General features: G+C 36.5%; 19 protein-coding genes. 16 read left to right on the top strand and 3 right to left on the bottom strand.

Annotation, left to right across the window (positions count from 1 at the left end):
- The 10 genes from rnhA (at position 1) to A1704_RS11105 (ending at position 13,984) form a co-directional block, all read left to right on the top strand.
- The gene (rnhA, locus tag A1704_RS11150) at positions 1-477 is read left to right on the top strand and encodes a ribonuclease HI (protein ID WP_062673348.1); all 477 of its coding nucleotides are present in this window, start codon (positions 1-3) and stop codon (positions 475-477) included.
- Between the two features lie 165 nt (positions 478-642).
- On the top strand, positions 643-2,901 hold the full coding sequence (locus tag A1704_RS11145; protein WP_062673345.1) for a T9SS type B sorting domain-containing protein: 2,259 nt from the start codon (positions 643-645) through the stop codon (positions 2,899-2,901).
- A 156-nt stretch (positions 2,902-3,057) separates the two neighbouring features.
- A complete protein-coding gene (locus A1704_RS11140; RefSeq protein WP_062673343.1) occupies positions 3,058-5,316 on the top strand; it encodes a T9SS type B sorting domain-containing protein in 2,259 nt (752 codons plus the stop codon).
- A gap of 123 nt (positions 5,317-5,439) precedes the next feature.
- On the top strand, positions 5,440-6,066 hold the full coding sequence (locus A1704_RS11135; protein ID WP_034691525.1) for an NAD(P)H-dependent oxidoreductase: 627 nt from the start codon (positions 5,440-5,442) through the stop codon (positions 6,064-6,066).
- A 29-nt stretch (positions 6,067-6,095) separates the two neighbouring features.
- The gene (nadB, locus tag A1704_RS11130; RefSeq protein WP_062673341.1) at positions 6,096-7,667 is read left to right on the top strand and encodes an L-aspartate oxidase; all 1,572 of its coding nucleotides are present in this window, start codon (positions 6,096-6,098) and stop codon (positions 7,665-7,667) included.
- A gap of 12 nt (positions 7,668-7,679) precedes the next feature.
- Complete coding sequence (gene nadC / locus A1704_RS11125) at positions 7,680-8,540, top strand: carboxylating nicotinate-nucleotide diphosphorylase (RefSeq protein ID WP_062673339.1); 861 nt, start codon at positions 7,680-7,682, stop codon at positions 8,538-8,540.
- A 208-nt stretch (positions 8,541-8,748) separates the two neighbouring features.
- Positions 8,749-11,340, top strand: coding sequence for a TonB-dependent receptor (locus A1704_RS11120; RefSeq protein WP_062673338.1), 2,592 nt, complete (start codon positions 8,749-8,751; stop codon positions 11,338-11,340).
- Positions 11,341-11,426: 86 nt separating this feature from the next.
- A complete protein-coding gene (locus tag A1704_RS11115; RefSeq protein WP_034691532.1) occupies positions 11,427-11,858 on the top strand; it encodes a hypothetical protein in 432 nt (143 codons plus the stop codon).
- Positions 11,859-11,925: 67 nt separating this feature from the next.
- Positions 11,926-12,918, top strand: coding sequence for an aspartate-semialdehyde dehydrogenase (locus A1704_RS11110; protein WP_062673335.1), 993 nt, complete (start codon positions 11,926-11,928; stop codon positions 12,916-12,918).
- Between the two features lie 58 nt (positions 12,919-12,976).
- Positions 12,977-13,984, top strand: a complete 1,008-nt coding sequence (locus A1704_RS11105; RefSeq protein ID WP_062673333.1) for a cation diffusion facilitator family transporter — start codon at positions 12,977-12,979, stop codon at positions 13,982-13,984.
- Between the two features lie 18 nt (positions 13,985-14,002).
- Here the strand turns inward: A1704_RS11105 and A1704_RS11100 are convergent, their stop codons facing one another.
- On the bottom strand, positions 14,003-14,440 hold the full coding sequence (locus tag A1704_RS11100; RefSeq protein ID WP_062673331.1) for an exosortase F system-associated membrane protein: 438 nt from the start codon (positions 14,438-14,440) through the stop codon (positions 14,003-14,005).
- Positions 14,427-14,957, bottom strand: coding sequence for an exosortase family protein XrtF (gene xrtF / locus A1704_RS11095; RefSeq protein WP_062673329.1), 531 nt, complete (start codon positions 14,955-14,957; stop codon positions 14,427-14,429). Before xrtF ends, A1704_RS11100 begins: the two co-directional genes overlap by 14 nt.
- Positions 14,958-15,186: 229 nt before the next feature.
- Here xrtF and A1704_RS11090 point away from each other — a divergent pair, with 229 nt between their 5' ends.
- From A1704_RS11090 to A1704_RS11065, 6 genes are all read left to right on the top strand, one after another.
- On the top strand, positions 15,187-16,206 hold the full coding sequence (locus A1704_RS11090) for an aminoglycoside phosphotransferase family protein (RefSeq protein WP_062673326.1): 1,020 nt from the start codon (positions 15,187-15,189) through the stop codon (positions 16,204-16,206).
- A gap of 101 nt (positions 16,207-16,307) precedes the next feature.
- Positions 16,308-16,715, top strand: coding sequence for a RapZ C-terminal domain-containing protein (locus tag A1704_RS11085; protein WP_062673324.1), 408 nt, complete (start codon positions 16,308-16,310; stop codon positions 16,713-16,715).
- A gap of 92 nt (positions 16,716-16,807) precedes the next feature.
- The gene (locus A1704_RS11080) at positions 16,808-17,521 is read left to right on the top strand and encodes a nucleotidyltransferase family protein (protein WP_062673322.1); all 714 of its coding nucleotides are present in this window, start codon (positions 16,808-16,810) and stop codon (positions 17,519-17,521) included.
- Positions 17,522-17,530: 9 nt separating this feature from the next.
- The gene (locus A1704_RS11075) at positions 17,531-18,283 is read left to right on the top strand and encodes an LOG family protein (RefSeq protein ID WP_062673320.1); all 753 of its coding nucleotides are present in this window, start codon (positions 17,531-17,533) and stop codon (positions 18,281-18,283) included.
- A 58-nt stretch (positions 18,284-18,341) separates the two neighbouring features.
- Positions 18,342-18,812 (top strand): DUF6702 family protein, encoded by a 471-nt coding sequence (locus A1704_RS11070; protein WP_226798727.1) that lies wholly within the window; start codon positions 18,342-18,344, stop codon positions 18,810-18,812.
- A 275-nt stretch (positions 18,813-19,087) separates the two neighbouring features.
- Entirely contained in the window at positions 19,088-19,639 is a 552-nt protein-coding gene (locus tag A1704_RS11065) for an inclusion body family protein (RefSeq protein WP_034691547.1), read from the top strand.
- 58 nt (positions 19,640-19,697) lie between these two features.
- Here A1704_RS11065 and A1704_RS24025 read toward each other — a convergent pair whose 3' ends face one another.
- On the bottom strand, positions 19,698-20,195 hold the full coding sequence (locus tag A1704_RS24025; RefSeq protein WP_062673318.1) for a DUF7336 domain-containing protein: 498 nt from the start codon (positions 20,193-20,195) through the stop codon (positions 19,698-19,700).
- Positions 20,196-20,281: the final 86 nt, after the last annotated feature.

The raw sequence follows: 20,281 nt of genomic DNA, 5'->3' as shown, positions 1-20,281 counted from the left end.
TTGAGAATCGAAATTTATACGGACGGAGCTTGCAGCGGAAACCCGGGAAAAGGCGGATATGGAATTCTTATGCGCGTTCCTGAAAAAAATTACCAGAAAACATTTTCCAAAGGTTTTAGAAAAACCACCAACAACAGAATGGAGCTTCTGGCGGTCATCACTGCATTGGAAAAACTGAAATCTACAGAAAATGACATCCATGTGTATACCGACAGTAAATATGTATCTGACGCTATCAACCAAAACTGGATTGCCGGATGGATCAAGAGAGGCTGGAAGAATGTAAAAAACCCTGATCTCTGGAAAAAATTCATTGAACTCTACAACAAACACAACCCGAAAATGCATTGGGTAAAAGGTCATGCCGGACATTTTGAAAACGAACTTTGCGATAAATTAGCCGTAGCAGCAGCCAGTTCCTCAGATCTCGAAATTGATACCTATTTTGAGAGTTTAGATAACAATTCCTTATTTTAATTTAATTAATACAAATACGTATTAGCTACTGCAATATTCAGCATTATATCATAATTTATAGTATTTTTTTAAAATATTATTAAAATTTAAGCAAGATTAACATTAAATACATATTATTTAATTGGGATTTAATATCTTTACATATTAATCTAAGTCCCATTATAAATGAATAAAAATCTATTATTGTATTTATCTGTTTTCTTACTCTGTATAGCTGGAAAGTCCTTCGCTCAAACTTATCAGCTTATCGGAAATCCAGTGAATACTACCGGATGGACGATGGTCTCCCCTACTCAGGTAAACACAGATTTTATTCAGCTGACCCCGGATACCAACAACCAATCCGGTTCTATCAGGCTGAATGACCCCATTAATTTAAAATATTGCGACAAATGGAGAGTGGAATTTGATTTCAGGATGGATTCCAACCAAACCTCCAATGGAGATGGAATTGCCTTCTGGTACCTTGCCAACCCTCCGGTAGCCAGTGTATTAGGCTCAGGACTTGGAGTGTCTCAAAATGCTGTAGGACTTGTTGTAGGACTTGACACTTATAACAATACCACCACTGCTACCATGAGTAAGGTACACGTTGGTTATGGACTGGTTCAAAACACCACTGACAACAATAATGTCGAATTTTTTAATGTTCCCGGAAGTTCTTTCCATTCCCCGGATCTGAATACGACACAGCCTTTTCAGGGAACAACTTTTAAACACGTTGAAGTAACGGCACAGGTAGATCCTGCAGCTCCTACCAGCTGGATTATAAAAATAACAATAGACGGTAATGTAATTTGCAATCAGTCTTTTGCGCCTTCAGGTGCTGCTGCTGCAATGACTGTAGGATATTTTGGTTTTTCAGCTTCTACAGGAGGTGCAAGATCCAGACATTCCATTAAAAATGTAAAAATTTATACGGATAAAGTTCCGATTTTACAGAATTCAGCAACACAGTCATTCTGTCCTAATCCTACAACCGGATACGGATCAGTAAACCTTACTTCTTTCAATTCACAGTTTGTCAGCAATCCTTCCAATTATACATTTACCTATTATCCATTTGGAAGCTCTACACCTATTGCGAATCCCACCAATTATCAATTCAATGCTAACTCAACAGTAACAGTTGTTATTAAAGATAATGCAGGACTACTTTGTGATAACCCGGATGGTAAAATTTTATTGGTTCTTGCTCCTTTCAAAGCGGAAGACAAAACGATTACGGTATGTAATAATAACAAAGCAGGAACAGCAGCTTTCAATCTGAATACAGCAGCGGTGACCAATGTTCCGGGAGTTACAAAAAAATATTATAAAACTTTAGCAGACCTCAACGCCGATACGAATGAAATTCAAAATCCTGACAATTACCTATCTGCTCCCGGAGCTGTTTATGTAAAAGTAACAACTCCTCAGGGATGTACAGGTTCAGCAAAAATTACCCTTGCATTCTATCCGGACACTCCTGTGAAAGAAGCTACTCTAAGATCATGTTTCATTGAAAATAATATTACGAGTGCTATCTTTAACTTGACAACCGCAGATGTTACTACTTTAGGAGCAGGCACTGCAAAAAAATACTACACATCCATCGCCAATGCTTTAGACGGTACCAACGAAATTATGAATCCTCTCCAGTATTTATCTACAAGTACTGCAGTGTACGCTAAAGTAACAGACGCCACCGGATGCTTTAATATTGCTAAAATCAACCTTATTGTATTACCACCTGTAACCTCTTCTGTTCTGAAAGACAAAATCATTTGTATCGGAGAAAAAACAGATCTGGATGCAGGACCTGGATTTGACGGCTATGAATGGAGCACCGGAGCAACAACTTCATCTATCAAAGATGTAGGCGTTGGTAGTTATTGGGTAAAATTGAAAACCGGCAACTGTATCACTACGCAGACTGTCAATGTAAAAGCATCTGCAAATCCGGTGATTTCCAGCATTGATATTGACAACAACACCATAACAGTAAATGTAGCAGGCGGAACTCCTCCGTATCAGTTTTCTCTGGATGGAATGAACTGGCAGCCTGGCAACATATTCACAGGTTTAGCAAGGGGCGAAGTAAGAGTTTATGTAAAAGATTATTACAATTGCACACCTGTTGAAGTTCAGATTACTGTTCCTAACCTGATTAATGCTATCACTCCAAACGGCGACAACGTGAATGATTTCATTGATTACTCAGCACTGGCTTACAAGAAAAATCTGATATTTATTGTTTACGACAGATATGGCAACAAATTGTACGAAGCCGGAAAAATGAGAAACTTTACATGGGACGGAACTGCTTCCGGTAAAAAAGTTCTTACAGGAACTTACTGGTACACCATTTCATGGAACGAAAACAACAAAGACAATACTGAAACTAAATACTCAGGCTGGGTATTGGTTAAAAACAGAGAATAAAATTACTATCAGAAACTACCTCATTTGGGGTAGTTTCGGTATTAAAAAACAGGATTTGCCCAACCAGATTGAGGCCGGACGCTGCTTATCATCAATAATGTAAACACAAAAACAATTTTATATCAAAAAAAACAATAACATCATAATCCATCCACTATGAAAAAAGATATACTCATTTTTTTACTGACTATCTTATTATGCCTGCCGGGAAGATTTCTTTCGCAAACCTATCAACTTACCGGAAATCCTGTCAATACGACAGGCTGGGATCTGGTCTCTGACGCTATAGTAAGCGGAGACTTTGTAAGACTTACCACTGATCAAACCAGCAGATATGGAGCTGTAAAATTATCCACTCCTATTACCTTAAGCTATTGTGATAAATGGAAAGTAGAATTCGATTTCAGAATAGACGGAAACGGAACCACTCAGTTTGGAAAAGGAGACGGCTTTACTTTCTGGTATCTTGCCAATCCGCCAACAGGATTTGTATCAGGAGGAGGTCTGGGAATTCCTGCCAATGCTTCAGGGCTCATGGTTGGTTTTGATATTTTCAACAATACCACTGAAGGCCAGATGAGTAAAGTTCACATTCTTTATGGTACCAATAACACAGCAGGTAATAATATCGAGTTCAACACCACTCCGGGAAGCACATTCCACTCTCCGGACCTTATTGCTACCCAGCCGTTTGTAGGAGACACCTACAGACACGTTGAAGTAAATGGCGAAACAGACCTTACCAACCCTACAAACTGGATTATCAAAGTAAGAATAAACGGAGTTCTTATCGTAGATCAGTCTTTTGCTCCTTCCGGAGGAGCAGTGGGAATGTCACAGGGATATTTTGGTTTCTCTGCAGCAACCGGAGGTGCCAGTGCAAGACATTCTATTAAAGACGTTAAAGTATATGTAGATAAAGTTCCTATTTTAAGCAATACCATAACTCCATTTGTTTGTACAAATCCAGCTACCGGAAATGGTACAGTAGACCTTACTTCTTATAATTCTCAATTTGTAAATAATCCCGGAAATTATATTTTCACTTATTATGTATTGGGAAGTTCTACTCCTATTGCCAATCCTACAAGTTTCCAGTATTCCGGAAATACAACGATTAAGGTGGTGGTAAAAGATCCTACGTCTACTCTTTGTGATAATGGTGATGGTGTTATTCAGCTTAACCCTACACCATTCGCAGCAACAGATGCCACTCTTAGCGGATGTAATAACAACAATGCAGGAACAGCAACCTTTGACCTCAATACTGCTGCTGTAACAACTGTTGCCGGAGTTACCAAAGAATTCTATCCTACTTTATACGACCTGAATAACGGTACGAACCAGATAACAAATCCTTCTGCCTATGCTTCTGCTGCAGCGACAATATATGTAAAAGTAACCACACCTCAGGGTTGTGTCAGTACTTCTAAAATTACACTGAATATTTACCCAGTAGTAGTTGTTAATGACGTTGAACTCAAATCATGTTTCATTGAAACCAATCCATCTATGGCTTCTTTTAACCTTACAGGAGCTGTTGTTTCCCAGGGCGGACTGACAAAAGAGTATTATCCATCGTTGACAGATGCTATCAGTGGAACTAATGCCATCTCAACTCCGGCAGCATACATTGCTCCTAATGGAGTTGTTTATATTAAAGTTTTTAATGGAAATGGATGCTATTCTATTGCTAAAGTTACTTTAACTGTAATACCTCCTGTTTATTCAAGAACTTTACTTGACAAGACAATTTGTATTGAAAACACCACAACATTAGATGCGGGAGCCGGATTCAAAAGCTATGAATGGAGCACAGGAGCAACCACTCAATCCATCAAGAATGTAGGAGTAGGTACTTACTGGGTTAAACTGAAAACCGGAGATTGTATTGCCACACAAAAAGTAACAGTATATCCTTCCGACAATCCTGTTATTACCACGGTTGACATTTCAGGAAGTACAGTAACAGTATATGCTAACGGTGGAACTCCTCCTTACCAGTATTCTATGGATAATATCAACTGGCAGGATTCCAATGTGTTTACCAATATTGCAAGAGGAGAAGCTAAAGTATATGTAAGAGATGCCTATAATTGCGTTCCTGTTGAAGTTAATATTACAGTACCGAATCTTATTAATATAATTACACCTAATGATGATGGAATCAATGATTTTGTTGATTACTCCGCATTAGCCAATAAACAAAATCTGGAAATTGCCATCTTCGACAGATATGGTTATAAAATGTTCCAGGCCGATAAAACCAATGGCTACAAATGGGCAGGAACTACCAATGGACATAAAAAAGTCCCTACAGGAAACTATTGGTATTCTGTTTCATGGAATGAAAATAATAAAAACAGTACTCCGATAAAATTCTCAGGCTGGATTGTTGTAAAAAACAGAGAATAATTACACGTTCCACCACATCAAAAGAATCACCCCGCCGGTCGGGGTGATTTTTTTTGTATGAACAGGCAGGAGATATTTCATTTTAAAGACTCTTTATTCATATTCAATTCTTAAATTTGTCGTATGAATTATTTGGAAGCTTTAAGCAGAAGATATTCTGTAAAAAAATTCAATCATCAGATTATTCCTCAGGAAACTCTTCACAACATTCTTGAGTCAGGAAAGCTGTCTGCCAGTTCGCTGGGACTTCAGCCTTATAAAATTGTGGTTGTTGAAAGTGAAGAGATGAAACAGAAATTAATTCCTGCTTTTTATAATCCATCTCAGATTTCCACCTGTTCTCATCTTATTGTTATTATTTCAAAAAAAGTGATAGAAGAGAACTATATCCGAGGGTATTTTAATCATATTTCTGAAGTAAGAAATACTCCTATGGAAACACTGGACCCTTTCAGAAACAGCATTAATCAGCATATCAACCAGAAAACACATGATGAAATTTTCAACTGGGCAGAAAAACAGTCTTATATAGTATTGGCCAATCTTATGTATGCCGCCGCTATTGAAAATATAGATTCCTGTCCGATGGAAGGCTTCCGTCAGGATCTTATAGAAGAAATTCTGAATACCGACCCTGAAACAGAAAAAGTAACTGTTACCCTCGCTTTAGGTTACCGTTCTGAAGAAGATCACTTCCAGCACATGAAAAAAGTAAGAAAACCAAACGAAAAATTGTTTAAATTTATTTAATCTTAAACGATTGTACCTAAAGCCAGCATATGATAAAAGCGGATGTATTAGTAATTGGTTCCGGCATTTCCGGACTTTCCTATGCCATTAAAGTTTCTGAACAGCACCCTGATGCCAAAATCATTATTGTAACCAAGTCTGACGAAGACGAAAGCAATACCAAATATGCACAAGGCGGTCTCGCTGTCGTTACAGATTTTCAAAATGACAATTTTCAAAAACATATTGACGACACGATGCGTGCCGGTGACGGAGAAAATAAACGTGATGTCGTAGAGATGGTGGTAAGAGAAGCTCCTGCACGATTCAATGAAATTGTAGAATGGGGAGCACAGTTCGATATGAAGAACGGCAAATTCGCTTTAGGAAGAGAAGGCGGTCATACTGAAAACAGAATCGTCCATCATAAAGATATCACAGGTTTTGAAATCGAAAGAGCTTTGCTGGAAACAGCCAATAACAGCCCTAATATTGAAATTCTTGATCATCATTATGTCATTGACATCATTACTCAGCACCACGTTCCGGGAAAAGAACTTAATGAAGGAGACATCCACTGCTACGGGGCTTATATTCTGGATGAGAAATCCAAAACCATCAAAAAAATTACTTCTAAAATAACACTGGTTGCTACAGGAGGTGCCGGACATGTTTATAAAAATACTACCAATCCTACAATTGCAACCGGAGACGGAATTGCTTTCGTTGCCCGTGCCAAAGGAAAGGTTTCCAATATGCAATATTACCAGTTCCACCCAACCGCTCTTTACAGCAAAATGGATGGAATGTTGTTTTTAATTTCAGAAGCCGTTCGTGGAGATGGAGCAAAATTAAGAACCAAAAGAGGTGAAAAATTCATGCATAAATATGATGAACGTGAAGAATTGGCCTCAAGAGATATTGTTGCAAGAGCCATCGATGCCGAAATGAAAATTACCGGAGACGAATTTGTTGGCTTGGATTGCAAGGAAATGAACCATGAAAAATTCTTAGAACATTTCCCGAATATTTATAAAAAATGCAAAGACGAAGGAATTGATCCTTTCACTCAATTGATTCCTGTCGTTCCAGCCTGCCATTATCTGATGGGTGGGATTGAAGTAGACAGGGACGGACAGTCTTCCATCAGAAATCTTTTTGCAGTAGGAGAATGTACCAACTCAGGACTTCATGGCGCCAACAGGCTTGCTTCAAACTCACTTCTTGAAGGCTTGGTTTTCGGGCATAATGCAGCTATGAAAACGGTAGATCTTCTTAATGAAAACAATTTCAACTTTGATGATCTGAAAGCCGTTCCGGAATGGAATGAAGAAGGTATGAAGATCATGGACGAAATGGTTATCGTCAGCTATCTGAGAAAACAACTTCAGGAAATGATGAGTGATCTTGTTGGTATTGTAAGAAGTAACAGACGTCTGAATATGGCACTGCAAAAACACCAGGAAATTGCAGCCGCTGTGGATGAAATCTACCACTATTCCATTCTTTCACCACAACTTTCGGAATTAAGAAACTTAACAACCGTTGCGCACCTCATCATTACCCAGTCTATGGAAATGACAGAGAATAAAGGAGCGTTTTATAATAAAGATTTAGCTTAAAAGCATAATATAATGAAAAGACCAGCATACGTTACAGATAAAGCATTAAAAACATTCATAAAAAACGCACTTGAGGAAGATATTCAGGATGGAGACCACTCTACCCTATCTACTATTCCACAGGACCTTGTACAAAGTGCTAAGCTTTTAGTGAAACAGGACTGTATTCTTGCAGGTGTTGAATTGGCAGAAATCATTTTCAAGACATTTGACAAAAATCTTAAAGTGGAAGTTTTCATTAAAGATGGAACTCCCTGTAAATTCGGAGACGTTGCCCTTACTGTTACAGGAAGTGCAAGATCCATCCTTTCTACTGAAAGATTTGTTCTTAACTGCATGCAGAGAATGAGTGGTATTGCCACCCTTACCCATGAATGGGATTCCAGATTAGTAGGTACAAAAACTAAACTTTTAGATACAAGAAAAACAACTCCCAACTTCAGAATGTGCGAAAAATGGGCGGTAGCTATTGGCGGCGGAACCAATCACAGATATGGTCTTTATGATATGATTATGCTGAAAGATAATCATATTGATTACAACGGAAGCATTACCAATGCCGTGGCAATGGCAAAAGATTACGTTAAAAAGAATAAGAAAAAGTTAAAAATAGAGGTTGAAACCAGAAACCTTGAAGAAGTTCAGGAAGCCATTAACGCAAAGGTCGACAGAATCATGCTCGATAATATGGATGTAAAAACAATGAAGGAGGCTGTAAAAATGATCAATGGCTCTTGTGAATCTGAAGCCTCGGGAGGAATTACCCGCGATATGCTGAAAGAAATTGCATCCACAGGTGTTACCTATATCTCTGTAGGAGCCCTTACACACTCTGCTGAGAATATAGATCTGAGTCTCAAAGCAGTGAAATAGCGTTGAATTTTTAACAAAAACACCCCCACTTTGTTAAAAATTCAATAACATGACTTTTTTCATACAAAAATTCAATTTTTAGCCATAATATTGATTTTTAACACTTTAACGTTATTAAGACTTATTAAAAATTAACATTGAGTTAATAATAGTTAAATTTTATTTTGCGAATTTTGCAGAAAATTAAATCTAATTATTACTAACGATTATGAAATTAATCAACAAATCGATACTAACTGCGGTTATTACATTATCTACAGCTAGTGTTTATTACGCTCAAGAAGTTCAGGATTCTACGAAAACTAAATCTAAGGACATTGAGGAGGTAATCTTAAGAGGTGTTACAGATATCGCTAAAGATAGAAAAACGCCTGTTGCAGTATCTACTATTAAAGCTGCACAGATTTTAGAAAGACAAGGAAACCAAGAACTTGTCGAAATACTAAACACAACACCTTCTGTATATGCTACAAAAGGAGGTGGTGGTTTCGGAGACTCTCAAATTGTTATGCGTGGGTTTGAGTCCAGAAACATTGCAGTAATGGTAAATGGTATGCCTGTAAACGATATGGAGGGCGGTACTGTTTATTTCTCAAACTGGACTGGATTATCTGACGTAACAAGTACATTGCAGGTTCAAAGAGGTTTAGGATCATCTAAATTAGCGATTGCTTCTGTAGGAGGTACAATGAACTTCATTACCAAGTCCGCAGACATGAAAAGAGGTGGGGTTATTAGATTAGGAGTTGGTAACAATGACTATTTAAAAACATCTTTTGCTTATAATACCGGAAAATCTAAGGATGGTGTTTCCGCATCATTCTTAATGAGCAGACAAGCCGGAGGTACTTATATTGAAAATACTGATTATGAATCTTATGCATATTTCTTTGCATTAGGTTATGAAATCAACAAAAAACATAACTTACAGTTCTCAATTACTTCTGCACCTCAGTGGCACGATCAAAGAACTTTTGCACCGACTATCCAAAACTATATTAACTATAACCCAGATCATGACGGGACTCCATATAGAAGATATAATTCAGATTTTGGTTATTACACAGATTCCAACGGAAATAAAGTAGCTTTAGCAAACAGAGCCAACTACTATTCTAAGCCGGTGATGATGTTAAACTGGGACTGGACAATGAATGAAAAGTCTAAATTAAGTACAGTTTTATACATGTCTAACGGTAGAGGTGGTGGAACAGGTGATTTAGGACGACTAGGAAATAAAAGTATCAATGATGCCAGCTTTACAGATGCTTCAGGACACATTAACTATGATGCTCTTTTTGCAGCGAACGCAGCGGTTAATTTAAATACTGCAGGTGCAGGAAGCACAATTGTTCGTCGATCAAGTATCAATTCACACAACTGGTATGGTATTTTAGCAAACTTCCAACATAAAGTTAATGATAACTGGAATTTCTCAATCGGTACTGACGACAGATACTACTACGGTTACCATTATCAGGTGCTTACAGACCTTTACGGAGCTAAAGGATATAAAGATGCGGCTAACAAAAACATCGCTACACCTAGAATAGTAAATGCACTTTATGATTACAAAAAACTTTCGTGGAATCCTTTCGGAGGAAAATTAGCTCCAGCTGAAGATCAGGTAGGGTATAGCAATGACGGAGAAGTTATTTGGTATAGTGGATTTGCACAAGTAGAATATACTAAAAATAATCTATCTGCATTCTTACAAGGTTCCGTATCTAATCAAGGTTACCAGAGAATTGATAACTATGTAGTAGACGGAAGCACATTAAGAGGTCAAACCATCAACACGAAAACAGGATTTAAAAATATTTTCGGATATAATATTAAAGGGGGTGCTAACTATAACATTAATGAGCAGCATAACGTATTTGCTAACTTAGGTTATTATAGCAAGCAACCATTCCTTAACACAGTTTATCCAAGTAACCAACAGCTTGTTAACCCTTATTTAACGAACGAGAAAATTTCTTCAGCAGAAGTTGGTTATGGGTTCAGGTCTGCAAAATTCACTGCTAATGTAAACGTGTACAGAACACAGTGGAAAGACAGATGGTTGAGAAAAACTAGCCAGACTTTCACTTTAGCTGATGGTACAACGACTACAGGTTATTCTGAAATCAATGGTATTACAGAAGTTCACCAGGGAGTAGAATTCGATGGAGTTTACAAACCAAACCGTTTCTTAGAAATTCAGGGGATGTTCTCTTGGGGAGATTACTATTATAAAGGAAATGCTAATGTAGCTTCATTCGACGATAATAATAATCCTGTTACTTTAGCAGGTTCAGCAGGAAACGAACTATACTTAGATAAAGTAAAAGTAGGAGGTTCAAGTAACAACAGTATTCCTCAGATGACTGCATCATTAGGACTTACTGTAAAACCAGTAAAAGATCTTAATATTTTCGGAACATGGAGATATGTAGGTAAACTTTATTCTACTATTGACGCCGGAACATTCACCAATGTTGCAGCTCAGGACAGAGGAGTATTGAAATTACCTGACTTCAACTTATTTGATGTAGGTTTCTCTTACAAAATCAGATTACAAAACGAAGCTCAGTACTTCACAATCGGAGCTAACGTTTATAACTTGTTTGATAAAATTTATATTTCTGATTCTGCAACAAGTATATTTGGAACGGATAAAATTACAGCAAACAATGATCCTGATAAAGGAAAAACTTATGAAGAAGCTGGTAGAATGTACAATGGTATTGCAACGGGTAACCGTGCTTATTTCGGTTTCGGAACTACTTGGGCAGCAACCTTATCATTCAACTTCTAATAAAATCATAATATTAGATTTTCTCAATATCAATCCCGGCTTTGAGCCGGGATTTTTGTTATCTTTGTGTACAAAAAAATAGGATTATGGATTTTTACAACATTTTACTTAATGCCCACAAAGGTTTCGGGTATCTTGAAATTCTTTTGGTAACATTATTTGTCATTGCACTTTTGGCTACCATGTTCGGTTTCAGTGGAAAAGTGAACAAATTTTTGAAGAAAACAACTCTTTTCACAATGATTTTCTTCCACGTTCAGTTTTTATTAGGGATCATTATGCTGATCACCACTTTCAGCAAAGGTTTAAACATGGGAGAAGTAATGAAAAATGCAGCATTAAGATTCCAATATGTTGAACATCCATTCTCTATGCTTATTGCGGCAGTTTTGATGACTATTGTCAACAAAAAAGTAAAATCCAATGATACTATTTCTTTAGGAGTAGTAATTATGGGATTGATTGCAGTAGGTTTATTTGCATTTGCATTCCCTTGGACAAGAGTCTTCGGGGCTTAAAACAGACAAAAAAATTATATGCGTTATAATTTATAAATAGTTTAATCTTAAATTTTTATTTAAATCAATGAAAGTAGCTGTAGTAGGTTCAACAGGAATGGTTGGACAAGTTATGCTTAAAGTTTTGGAGGAGAGAAACTTCCCTGTAACAGAATTAATCCCGGTAGCATCCGAAAGATCTGTAGGCAAGAAGGTGAAGTATAAACAGAAGGAATTTACCATCGTAAGCATGAAGGACGCTATAGCTGCCAAACCGGATATTGCTATTTTCTCTGCAGGTGGATCTACTTCTCTTGAATTCGCTCCTTTATTTGCAGAAGCAGGAACAACAGTAATTGATAATTCTTCTGCATGGAGAATGGATCCTGACAAAAAATTAGTCGTTCCTGAGATCAATGCTGATGTTTTAACAAAAGAAGATAAAATCATCGCAAATCCGAATTGTTCTACCATTCAATTGGTAATGGTTCTTGGGCCATTGAACAAAAAATATGATTTAAAAAGAGTAATCGTTTCTACTTACCAGTCTGTAACAGGAACAGGTAAAGCTGCTGTAGACCAGTTAAACGGTGAAATCAGCGGAGATGAAACTACTGAAAAAGTATATCCATATCAGATCTTCAAAAATGCATTGCCACACTGTGATGTATTTGCTGATGATGATTACACAAAAGAAGAGATCAAACTGATGAAGGAACCTAAGAAAATTTTAGGAGACGATACCTTTAACTTAACAGCAACTGCTGTAAGAGTTCCGGTTCAGGGAGGACATTCTGAAAGTGTAAACATCGAATTCGAAAATGAATTTGAACTGGACGAAGTAAGAAAAATCTTATCTGAAACTCCTGGAGTAATCGTAATGGATGATGTAAAAAACAACCACTACCCGATGCCTCTTTATTCAGAAGGAAAAGATGAAGTTTTCGTTGGAAGGATCAGAAGGGATCTGTCCCAGCCCAAAACGCTCAACCTCTGGATCGTTGCAGACAATCTGAGGAAAGGAGCAGCAACAAACGCTGTACAAATTGCAGAATACCTGGTAGCAAACAACTTAGTATAAACTAACAAAAATAAAAAGAGTCTCAGAATTGAGATTCTTTTTTTTATCAAACACTTATATGAATACCCAGAAAAATACCCACAAAGAGAAAATAGGATTTCAAAAGCTTATTGCCGCATTTGGAATTATCCTTTTTATCGGAAAGATCATTGCCTGGAAACTGACTAATTCTGATGCTGTTTTTTCTGATGCCATGGAAAGCATCGTTAATGTCATCAGTGCATTTATGGGATTGTATTCTCTTCATCTTGCAGCGAAACCTAAAGATGAGGATCACCCGTATGGCCATGGGAAAGTAGAATTCGTGACTTCCGGAATTGAAGGAGCTTTGATTGCCATAGCCGGTGTTATGATTATCTACGAAGGAATTCACAGCCTTATTGTAGGAAAAACACTCAGTAAAATTGATCTTGGGATATGGATTATTGCAGCCACTGCAGTTGTTAATTACCTGCTGGGATATATCTCTATAAAAAAAGGGGAAAGAGAGAATTCTCTGGTTCTTATTTCGTCCGGTAAACACCTTCAGTCCGATACCATTACCACCCTTGGCGTAGTGGTCAGTTTAATCATTGTTTATTTCACCAAAATCTATTGGCTGGATTCTGTAGTAGCATTAAGTTTTGGACTTTATATCATATTTGTAGGCTATAAAATCGTCCGAAAATCTTTAAGCGGAATTATGGATGAACAGGATCCTGAAATATTAAATCAGGTGATTAAAATCCTTGAAGGCAGCAGACATGTAGAATGGATTGATGTACACAATATGAAAATACAGCAGTTTGGTGCTTCCCTTCACATTGATGCGCATATTACCCTTCCCTGGTATTATGACCTTCGCGATGCACACAATGAAATGGAAAAAGTAATTCTCCTTCTTGCTAAAAATATAAAACGCAATATTGAATTCAATTTCCATATGGACGACTGTAAACCAATTTCATGTCCGGTTTGTCAGATCAAGGAATGTCCTGTCCGCGAAAAAAAATTCGTTAAACGTGTAGAATGGACTCCGGAAAATGTAACGAGTGTGGATAAACACACAATTGTTGAGGGAGAATAAAAATTCGGATTCTCTTTTCTAGCCTTGTTCACCGCCCATCTTCTTCCTATAATAGAACATCGGTACTATCAATAGTATGATCAAAGGCTGGATGACAAATCTTCTCATATAAAAAGAAAAAAGATATCCTATTTCAAATTTGTTATGAATACAGTACAGGTAAATCGGGAATGTAATAGCAAAAACGACAATCATCATTACAGCTCCCTGTATGGTCCAGTTCTTATTTTTGAATAACCCGTAAATAATCAGGCAGGAAAAAAGAAGATTTAAAATAAACCTGAATACATGTCCTGCAATCAGTTTTCCCCATTCAAAGGCAGGGAACTCAATATGTTTATTGGCTTCGTGAAAGTAGTTTAAAAATGGGTCATAAAAAAGAGTACCTTCCAAAGCTCTTACCCCTATCAATCCGCATATACCTGCGATAACCAGAAACCAGCTAAGAATTTTCATGTTTTAAGGCAAAAAATTTAATCCAGATCAGCCAAAGGGCAACCACACTTCCATAAATAATGGAAGGGAAAATAAAATCGTGAAACATCTTTCCGTATTCTTTATGATCTGACATGACAATATTCAATCCTATAATTCTTAAAAGATTGATAACATACAATAATACCAGTCCCGCTCCCACAAAAACAAAAGTTTTCGTTCCTTTATAAAAAGCAAAAACAAAAGACACAAATAAAATGATAACAGAAATCGCATTACAACCCTCCACCATTCTCGTCACATAATTCTGTTTAACATAAAACCAAACCTGTTCGTTCTTTAGATCGTCATAAAGTTCTGTAGGGTAACCTATCGAATTCTGAACAGCTGTCACCTGATTGGCTATCATCTTTGAAAAAGAATCCAATCCGGAGTCTTTCCCACTATTCAGATAGAACTGATAGGCAAAGAGTAGCACCAGATAAATAATAATAAAACGCAATAAGATACCCAAAACAGGTTTAAAGTCTTTCAGCATACTACAAAGATAAAAATTAGTGTGTAATATCCTGAATTTGAATAAAAAAAGTTAAAAACAAGAGTTCAAACCATATAATTACCAGACTTACATTGAAAATTTTTCACAAAAACAATTAATAAAACCAAAATTCTACATCTCCATGATAATAACTCTTTGATCTTCATCCATCACTTCTTAAATCTATCATTTCCAACTCATGTTAATTTAGTATATTTGTTTCCATATTATGACTTCTGAAAACGCAAAACGATTTTTTGAAAACCATATAGGTAAAAAATCTTCCGAATTCGTCACATTAGCTCAAAGCGGCTCTGCGAGGGTAAATTTTCTGGCCACTGCCGGTACTGAGAAATACATTATCACGTACAATGAAAATATTCCGGAAAATGAAAGTTTTCTTTACTATTCCGAAGTATTCTCTGACCTGAGTCTTAATACTCCTTCCATCCTCGCTGTTTCAGATGACAGGAAGATGTATATCCAGGAATTTTTAGGGCAACAAACACTTTCCGAGGTGATTACAAAAGAACAATTATCGCCCAATATAAAATCTTTGGTTCAGCAGACTTTACAAAAGCTTTACCAATTGCAGCTACAGACTCAGGGGAAAATTGATTTTTCAAAAACCTTTGAATATGAAAGTTATGATGAGCTTCCTGTGATTCATGATCTTTATTATTTTAAAAACTTTGTCGCCGATTTTCTGGAACTTGAATACAACAAGTCTACTCTTCTTAAAGAATTTAAAAAAATTGCAGTGCTCATTGAGAACCTTGAACCTAAAGGAATTATGATCCGCGATTTTCAGGCAAGAAATATTATGGTGAATGAAAAGAATGAAATCTCTTTCATCGATTACCAATCGGCTATGAAAGGCCCGTTGATGTATGATGTCATCTCTTTTCTTTTTCAGGCTAAAGCTAATTTCCCGGAAAATTTCAAACAGGAAATGCTCGAATATTATATTCAACAGTTTGAAGATCCTGAAACAAGAATCCAACTGAAAAATGCAGTAATGCCTATTCAGATGATGAGATTTTTACAGGTTTTGGGAGCCTATGGATTCCGAGGATTGATTCAGAGAAAGCAGCATTTCATGGCCAGCCTTGAGAAAGGGATACAAAATATTACCCAATTTGCAGACTCATGGGAACAGATGAATAATTATCCGGAACTGAAAAAAGTAATTCAGCAGTTAACGTCTGATAAGGCAAAGCAAAAAATTGAAGAAATAATAAATAAATAAGTCTTCGGCTCCGCTCAGACTGATAGATTGAAAATATTTGAGCAAGCATAAAGCAACTTCAACATAACTAAATAAACCTTAATGGTTTAAAAATAAAAAATATGCTACACATCGAGATACACAGTTTTTCATACAAAAAAGGAGGAATTCCCAAAGATAATTCCGGAAATGGCGGAGGTTTCGCTTTTGACTGCCGTGGAATCTTAAATCCCGGAAGAATTGAAGAATATAAAATCCAGACCGGAAATGACATCGGAGTTCAGGAATATCTGGAAACCAAAACAGAAATGCCAAAGTTTTTAGAACTTATAAAATCTCTGGTTTCCATCAATATTGACGATTATCTTGCAAGAGGCTTTGAACATCTTCAAATCAACTTCGGATGTACAGGCGGACAGCACAGATCAGTATATTCCGCTATAAAAATTGCAGAATTTATCAGAGAAAAATATCCTGAAGGAACTCAGGTAACTCTTCACCACGATGAACAACCGCAACTGAATAAATAAATGATAAGTGATCATTGATAAATGATTTAATTTCATTTATCGATGATACAAAGTATTATCATCCATCAATTACCATTTATCAATTATAAAAAATGAAAGCTTTAATTTTCGCAGCTGGAAAAGGTACCAGGCTTAAGCCATTTACAGATCATCACCCAAAAGCACTCGCCAAGGTAAATGAAATTCCGCTTCTGGAAAGAAATATTAATTACCTGAAAAGTTTCGGAATAAAGGATTTTGTTATCAACATTCATCATTTTGGAGAACAGATTGTTGATTTCCTGAATAAAAACAATAATTTCGGGTGCAAGATTGAAATCTCTGATGAAACCAATGAACTTCTGGAAACTGGTGGCGGCTTGATATTTGCAAGAAAATTCCTAGATCATGGAGAAGATTTTTTAATCCTGAACGCTGATATTCTAACAGACCTGAACATCAATGCATTGGTAGAATACCACAAAAAGATAAAAGATTTTGCTACTTTAGCGGTTTCGGACAGAGAAAGTTCGAGAAAACTCCTTTTCAATGATGATATGGTTTTGAGAGGCTGGCTGAATGTACAGACTGGTGAACAAAGGTTGGCAGAATTCAATAAAGGTTTTAGAGCCCTTGCATTCAGCGGAATTCATTGTATCAATCCTGTCATCTTCGAAAAAATAAAAAGAACAGGCAAATTCTCTGTTATGGAAGAATATCTGGATCTGATGCAGACCGAGCATATACATGGTTTTGTACACGACAGTATTCTTATTGATGTCGGAAGACCATCCTCCATAATAGAAGCCGAAAAACATTTTAAATAAATTTTTGCAATGGAAATTGATGGAACCAGGGATGAAAGTTTAGTAAATCCAGAATTTGATAGTAACGAAACAAAACTGCATAACAGTTTCAGACAGAAAACCTGGGACGAAACAATCACCAAAGACAGCTGGATGGTCTTCAAGGTCATGGCTGAATTTGTAGACGGCTATGAAAAACTGGCTAAAATTGGCCCATGCGTTTCTATATTTGGCTCTGCCCGACTGAAGCCGGAGAACAAATATTATGAAATGGCGGTAGATATCGCTGAAAAGATCACCAAACTAGGTTTCGGAATTATTACCGGAGGCGGCCCGGGGATCATGGAAGCAGGAAATAAAGGAGCTTTTAATGCCAAAGGGAAATCTATAGGACTTAATATTGATCTTCCTTTTGAACAGCATTTCAATCCTTACATCAACAAATCTTATTCTATGAACTTTGATTACTTTTTCGTGAGAAAAGTGATGTTTGTAAAATACTCTCAAGGTTTCGTAGTAATGCCTGGAGGATTCGGAACACTGGATGAGCTGACTGAAGCGATGACCTTGATTCAAACCAACAAAATTGGAAAATTCCCCATTGTTTTGGTAGGAAGTGAATTCTGGGGTGGATTACTGGATTGGTTTAAAGCAACTCTGTTAAAAGAGGGAATGATTGCGGAAGATGATCTTGATCTTTATCGTGTGGTAGATACGGCTGATGAGGCTGTAGCGCATATTAAAGCCTTTTATGATAAATATTCTGTAAATGTAAATTTCTAATTGGCATATTATTTGTGACTTATAACTAGCAAGTATGATTGTAAATCTATTAATTAAGATGAAAAAACTTTTATATATATCAGGAATTTTAACATTTTTTGTGTTAATGAGTTTTATGTATGTAGACTTTTTCTCTTCAATGACCAAAGTTGACTATATTGATGGAAGCAAGACATTGAAGTTTACCACAAAAATGAATACAAGCCATATCTCTGATGCTATTAAAATCAACCCTAACACGGCAGGATTTGAAGCAGAGGTAAAAAAATATGTGAACAATAATTTTGATGTTTTTGTCAATGGGTCTCCCAAAACGATTACCTTCACAGGAAGTCAGGTCAGTGGAGAAACTGTATGGGTATATTTTGAAACCGGAGGTGTTTCGGATATCAATACCTTAAAGATTAAAAATACGATCCTTTTAAGCGCTTTTCCTAAGCAGATCAACCTGGTAAACATTGCCTACAAAGGCAGCCAGAAAACAATGAACTTCCAAAGAGGAAAAGAAGTGAATGAGGTTTCTTTTTAAACGAAAATTAGATTTAACCATTATAAAATGGGTGCCCTGTAAAGTTGAACTTTTCAGGGTATTTTTTTGAAGCTTTAAAAAGTCACTAAAAAGAGATTAATTAAGTACAAATACGTAATCAAAAATTTCAGCATTTTCACTCTAATATTTTCATTTTCAGCCCTGTACATTTGTATTGTAATTACAACTCAATCAGTGAAGCCGTATCACTTTAATAACGGGGCGGAATCTGAAAAGCCCAATGAGTAAGAAAACACCAAACAAAACTAAATATCATGGAAGATATAGAACTAAAATCATCCAGTCAGGAAATTGATGTCCTGATTGTTATTGACACAGATTATGTAAGAGGAACGTATAAAAATCCAAGTACAGACCCTAATAATCCTACCGGAATTGATCATAACAGCCAACATATGATTGTTTCCAATGCCAACGCTATTTCCGGACAGGGTACAGCTGATCTGAATTTCAGTGCAAGAGCCGGAGATACTGTTTCTTTCAGGGGAACATCAATATACCAAAACTCCGATGATGCAGTAATCATCTATAATATTAAGTACTGGTCAGGTGATCAGGTTTTTAACAGCTTTATATACAATTCTGTGGAAAGAAAGAAGGCTGCCGTACCCAATTTGAATTCTCAAAATGGCCTTCCTGCCGCCAGCGCTGATATCACTTTTGCGAGTATCGACTCCAAAGTAAAAGCTACAGGAACAGAGAATTTCTATGTACAGTTTGGACTTTATATTTTAGATCCGAATGACAGTAACAAACAGATTCTGTACGGTTACTTTTACTGGGATCCAACAATTACGGTTAAATAAAAGAAAATAAAAACCACTGCATTTAGATAGACTGCAGTGGTTTTTGCTTTTTAATATCTCAAAATCCCGTAGACCATAAAAGAATATCAAGGTCCAACTCACTTATATTAAAATCATTCTGATGATCTTTAAAACCAGGCTTGTCTTTCAGTTCTTCAATAGCTTTTTCTGCTTTTTTTAAAGATGAAAATACTCCGATATATCTTTCGTCATCCAGAAAAGTATGTATTGTATAATAATGGCTGACACTGAAAACCGTATTTAAGCCTAATTCTTTTATTGAAATACAGTTGGCATCTATGTCGTCACCTTTTTCAATGTAGTCACGTCCAATTTCACCAATGACCTCCAGAAATCCTTCATTCCAATGTATCTTATCCAGAATATAACAATCGGCAACAAATGATTCGGGATAATCTCTAAATCCAGGAAGAACAACTGCTTTGGCTTTCAACTTTTCTAAGTTTTCAACACTATTAGAAAATCCAAGAAATTTAGTATCTGTATGGGATTCATCGGTGTAAGTATGATTTAATGCATAAATGAAATATTCCATCTTAATATAGTTTCTGTTTTTAGAGATAAAAGTATTAAATCCTTAATTGATTTAATATCCACTATTAAAATAAAATCGGGCAGCTT

Origin of the sequence: Chryseobacterium cucumeris, from assembly GCF_001593385.1 — a bacterium.
Classification (GTDB): domain Bacteria; phylum Bacteroidota; class Bacteroidia; order Flavobacteriales; family Weeksellaceae; genus Chryseobacterium; species Chryseobacterium cucumeris.
The sequence above is the reverse complement of the archived record's forward strand: the minus strand, read 5'-3'. Positions and strand labels throughout refer to the sequence as shown.

Coding starts and splice junctions, on each gene's coding strand:
- A1704_RS11145 (WP_062673345.1), top strand. CDS start 643: ATGAATAAAAATCTATTATTGTATTTATCTGTTTTCTTACTCTGTATA.
- A1704_RS11140 (WP_062673343.1), top strand. CDS start 3,058: ATGAAAAAAGATATACTCATTTTTTTACTGACTATCTTATTATGCCTG.
- A1704_RS11135 (WP_034691525.1), top strand. CDS start 5,440: ATGAATTATTTGGAAGCTTTAAGCAGAAGATATTCTGTAAAAAAATTC.
- nadB (WP_062673341.1), top strand. CDS start 6,096: ATGATAAAAGCGGATGTATTAGTAATTGGTTCCGGCATTTCCGGACTT.
- nadC (WP_062673339.1), top strand. CDS start 7,680: ATGAAAAGACCAGCATACGTTACAGATAAAGCATTAAAAACATTCATA.
- A1704_RS11120 (WP_062673338.1), top strand. CDS start 8,749: ATGAAATTAATCAACAAATCGATACTAACTGCGGTTATTACATTATCT.
- A1704_RS11115 (WP_034691532.1), top strand. CDS start 11,427: ATGGATTTTTACAACATTTTACTTAATGCCCACAAAGGTTTCGGGTAT.
- A1704_RS11110 (WP_062673335.1), top strand. CDS start 11,926: ATGAAAGTAGCTGTAGTAGGTTCAACAGGAATGGTTGGACAAGTTATG.
- A1704_RS11105 (WP_062673333.1), top strand. CDS start 12,977: ATGAATACCCAGAAAAATACCCACAAAGAGAAAATAGGATTTCAAAAG.
- A1704_RS11100 (WP_062673331.1), bottom strand. CDS start 14,440: ATGAAAATTCTTAGCTGGTTTCTGGTTATCGCAGGTATATGCGGATTG.
- xrtF (WP_062673329.1), bottom strand. CDS start 14,957: ATGCTGAAAGACTTTAAACCTGTTTTGGGTATCTTATTGCGTTTTATT.
- A1704_RS11090 (WP_062673326.1), top strand. CDS start 15,187: ATGACTTCTGAAAACGCAAAACGATTTTTTGAAAACCATATAGGTAAA.
- A1704_RS11085 (WP_062673324.1), top strand. CDS start 16,308: ATGCTACACATCGAGATACACAGTTTTTCATACAAAAAAGGAGGAATT.
- A1704_RS11080 (WP_062673322.1), top strand. CDS start 16,808: ATGAAAGCTTTAATTTTCGCAGCTGGAAAAGGTACCAGGCTTAAGCCA.
- A1704_RS11075 (WP_062673320.1), top strand. CDS start 17,531: ATGGAAATTGATGGAACCAGGGATGAAAGTTTAGTAAATCCAGAATTT.
- A1704_RS11070 (WP_226798727.1), top strand. CDS start 18,342: ATGAAAAAACTTTTATATATATCAGGAATTTTAACATTTTTTGTGTTA.
- A1704_RS11065 (WP_034691547.1), top strand. CDS start 19,088: ATGGAAGATATAGAACTAAAATCATCCAGTCAGGAAATTGATGTCCTG.
- A1704_RS24025 (WP_062673318.1), bottom strand. CDS start 20,195: ATGGAATATTTCATTTATGCATTAAATCATACTTACACCGATGAATCC.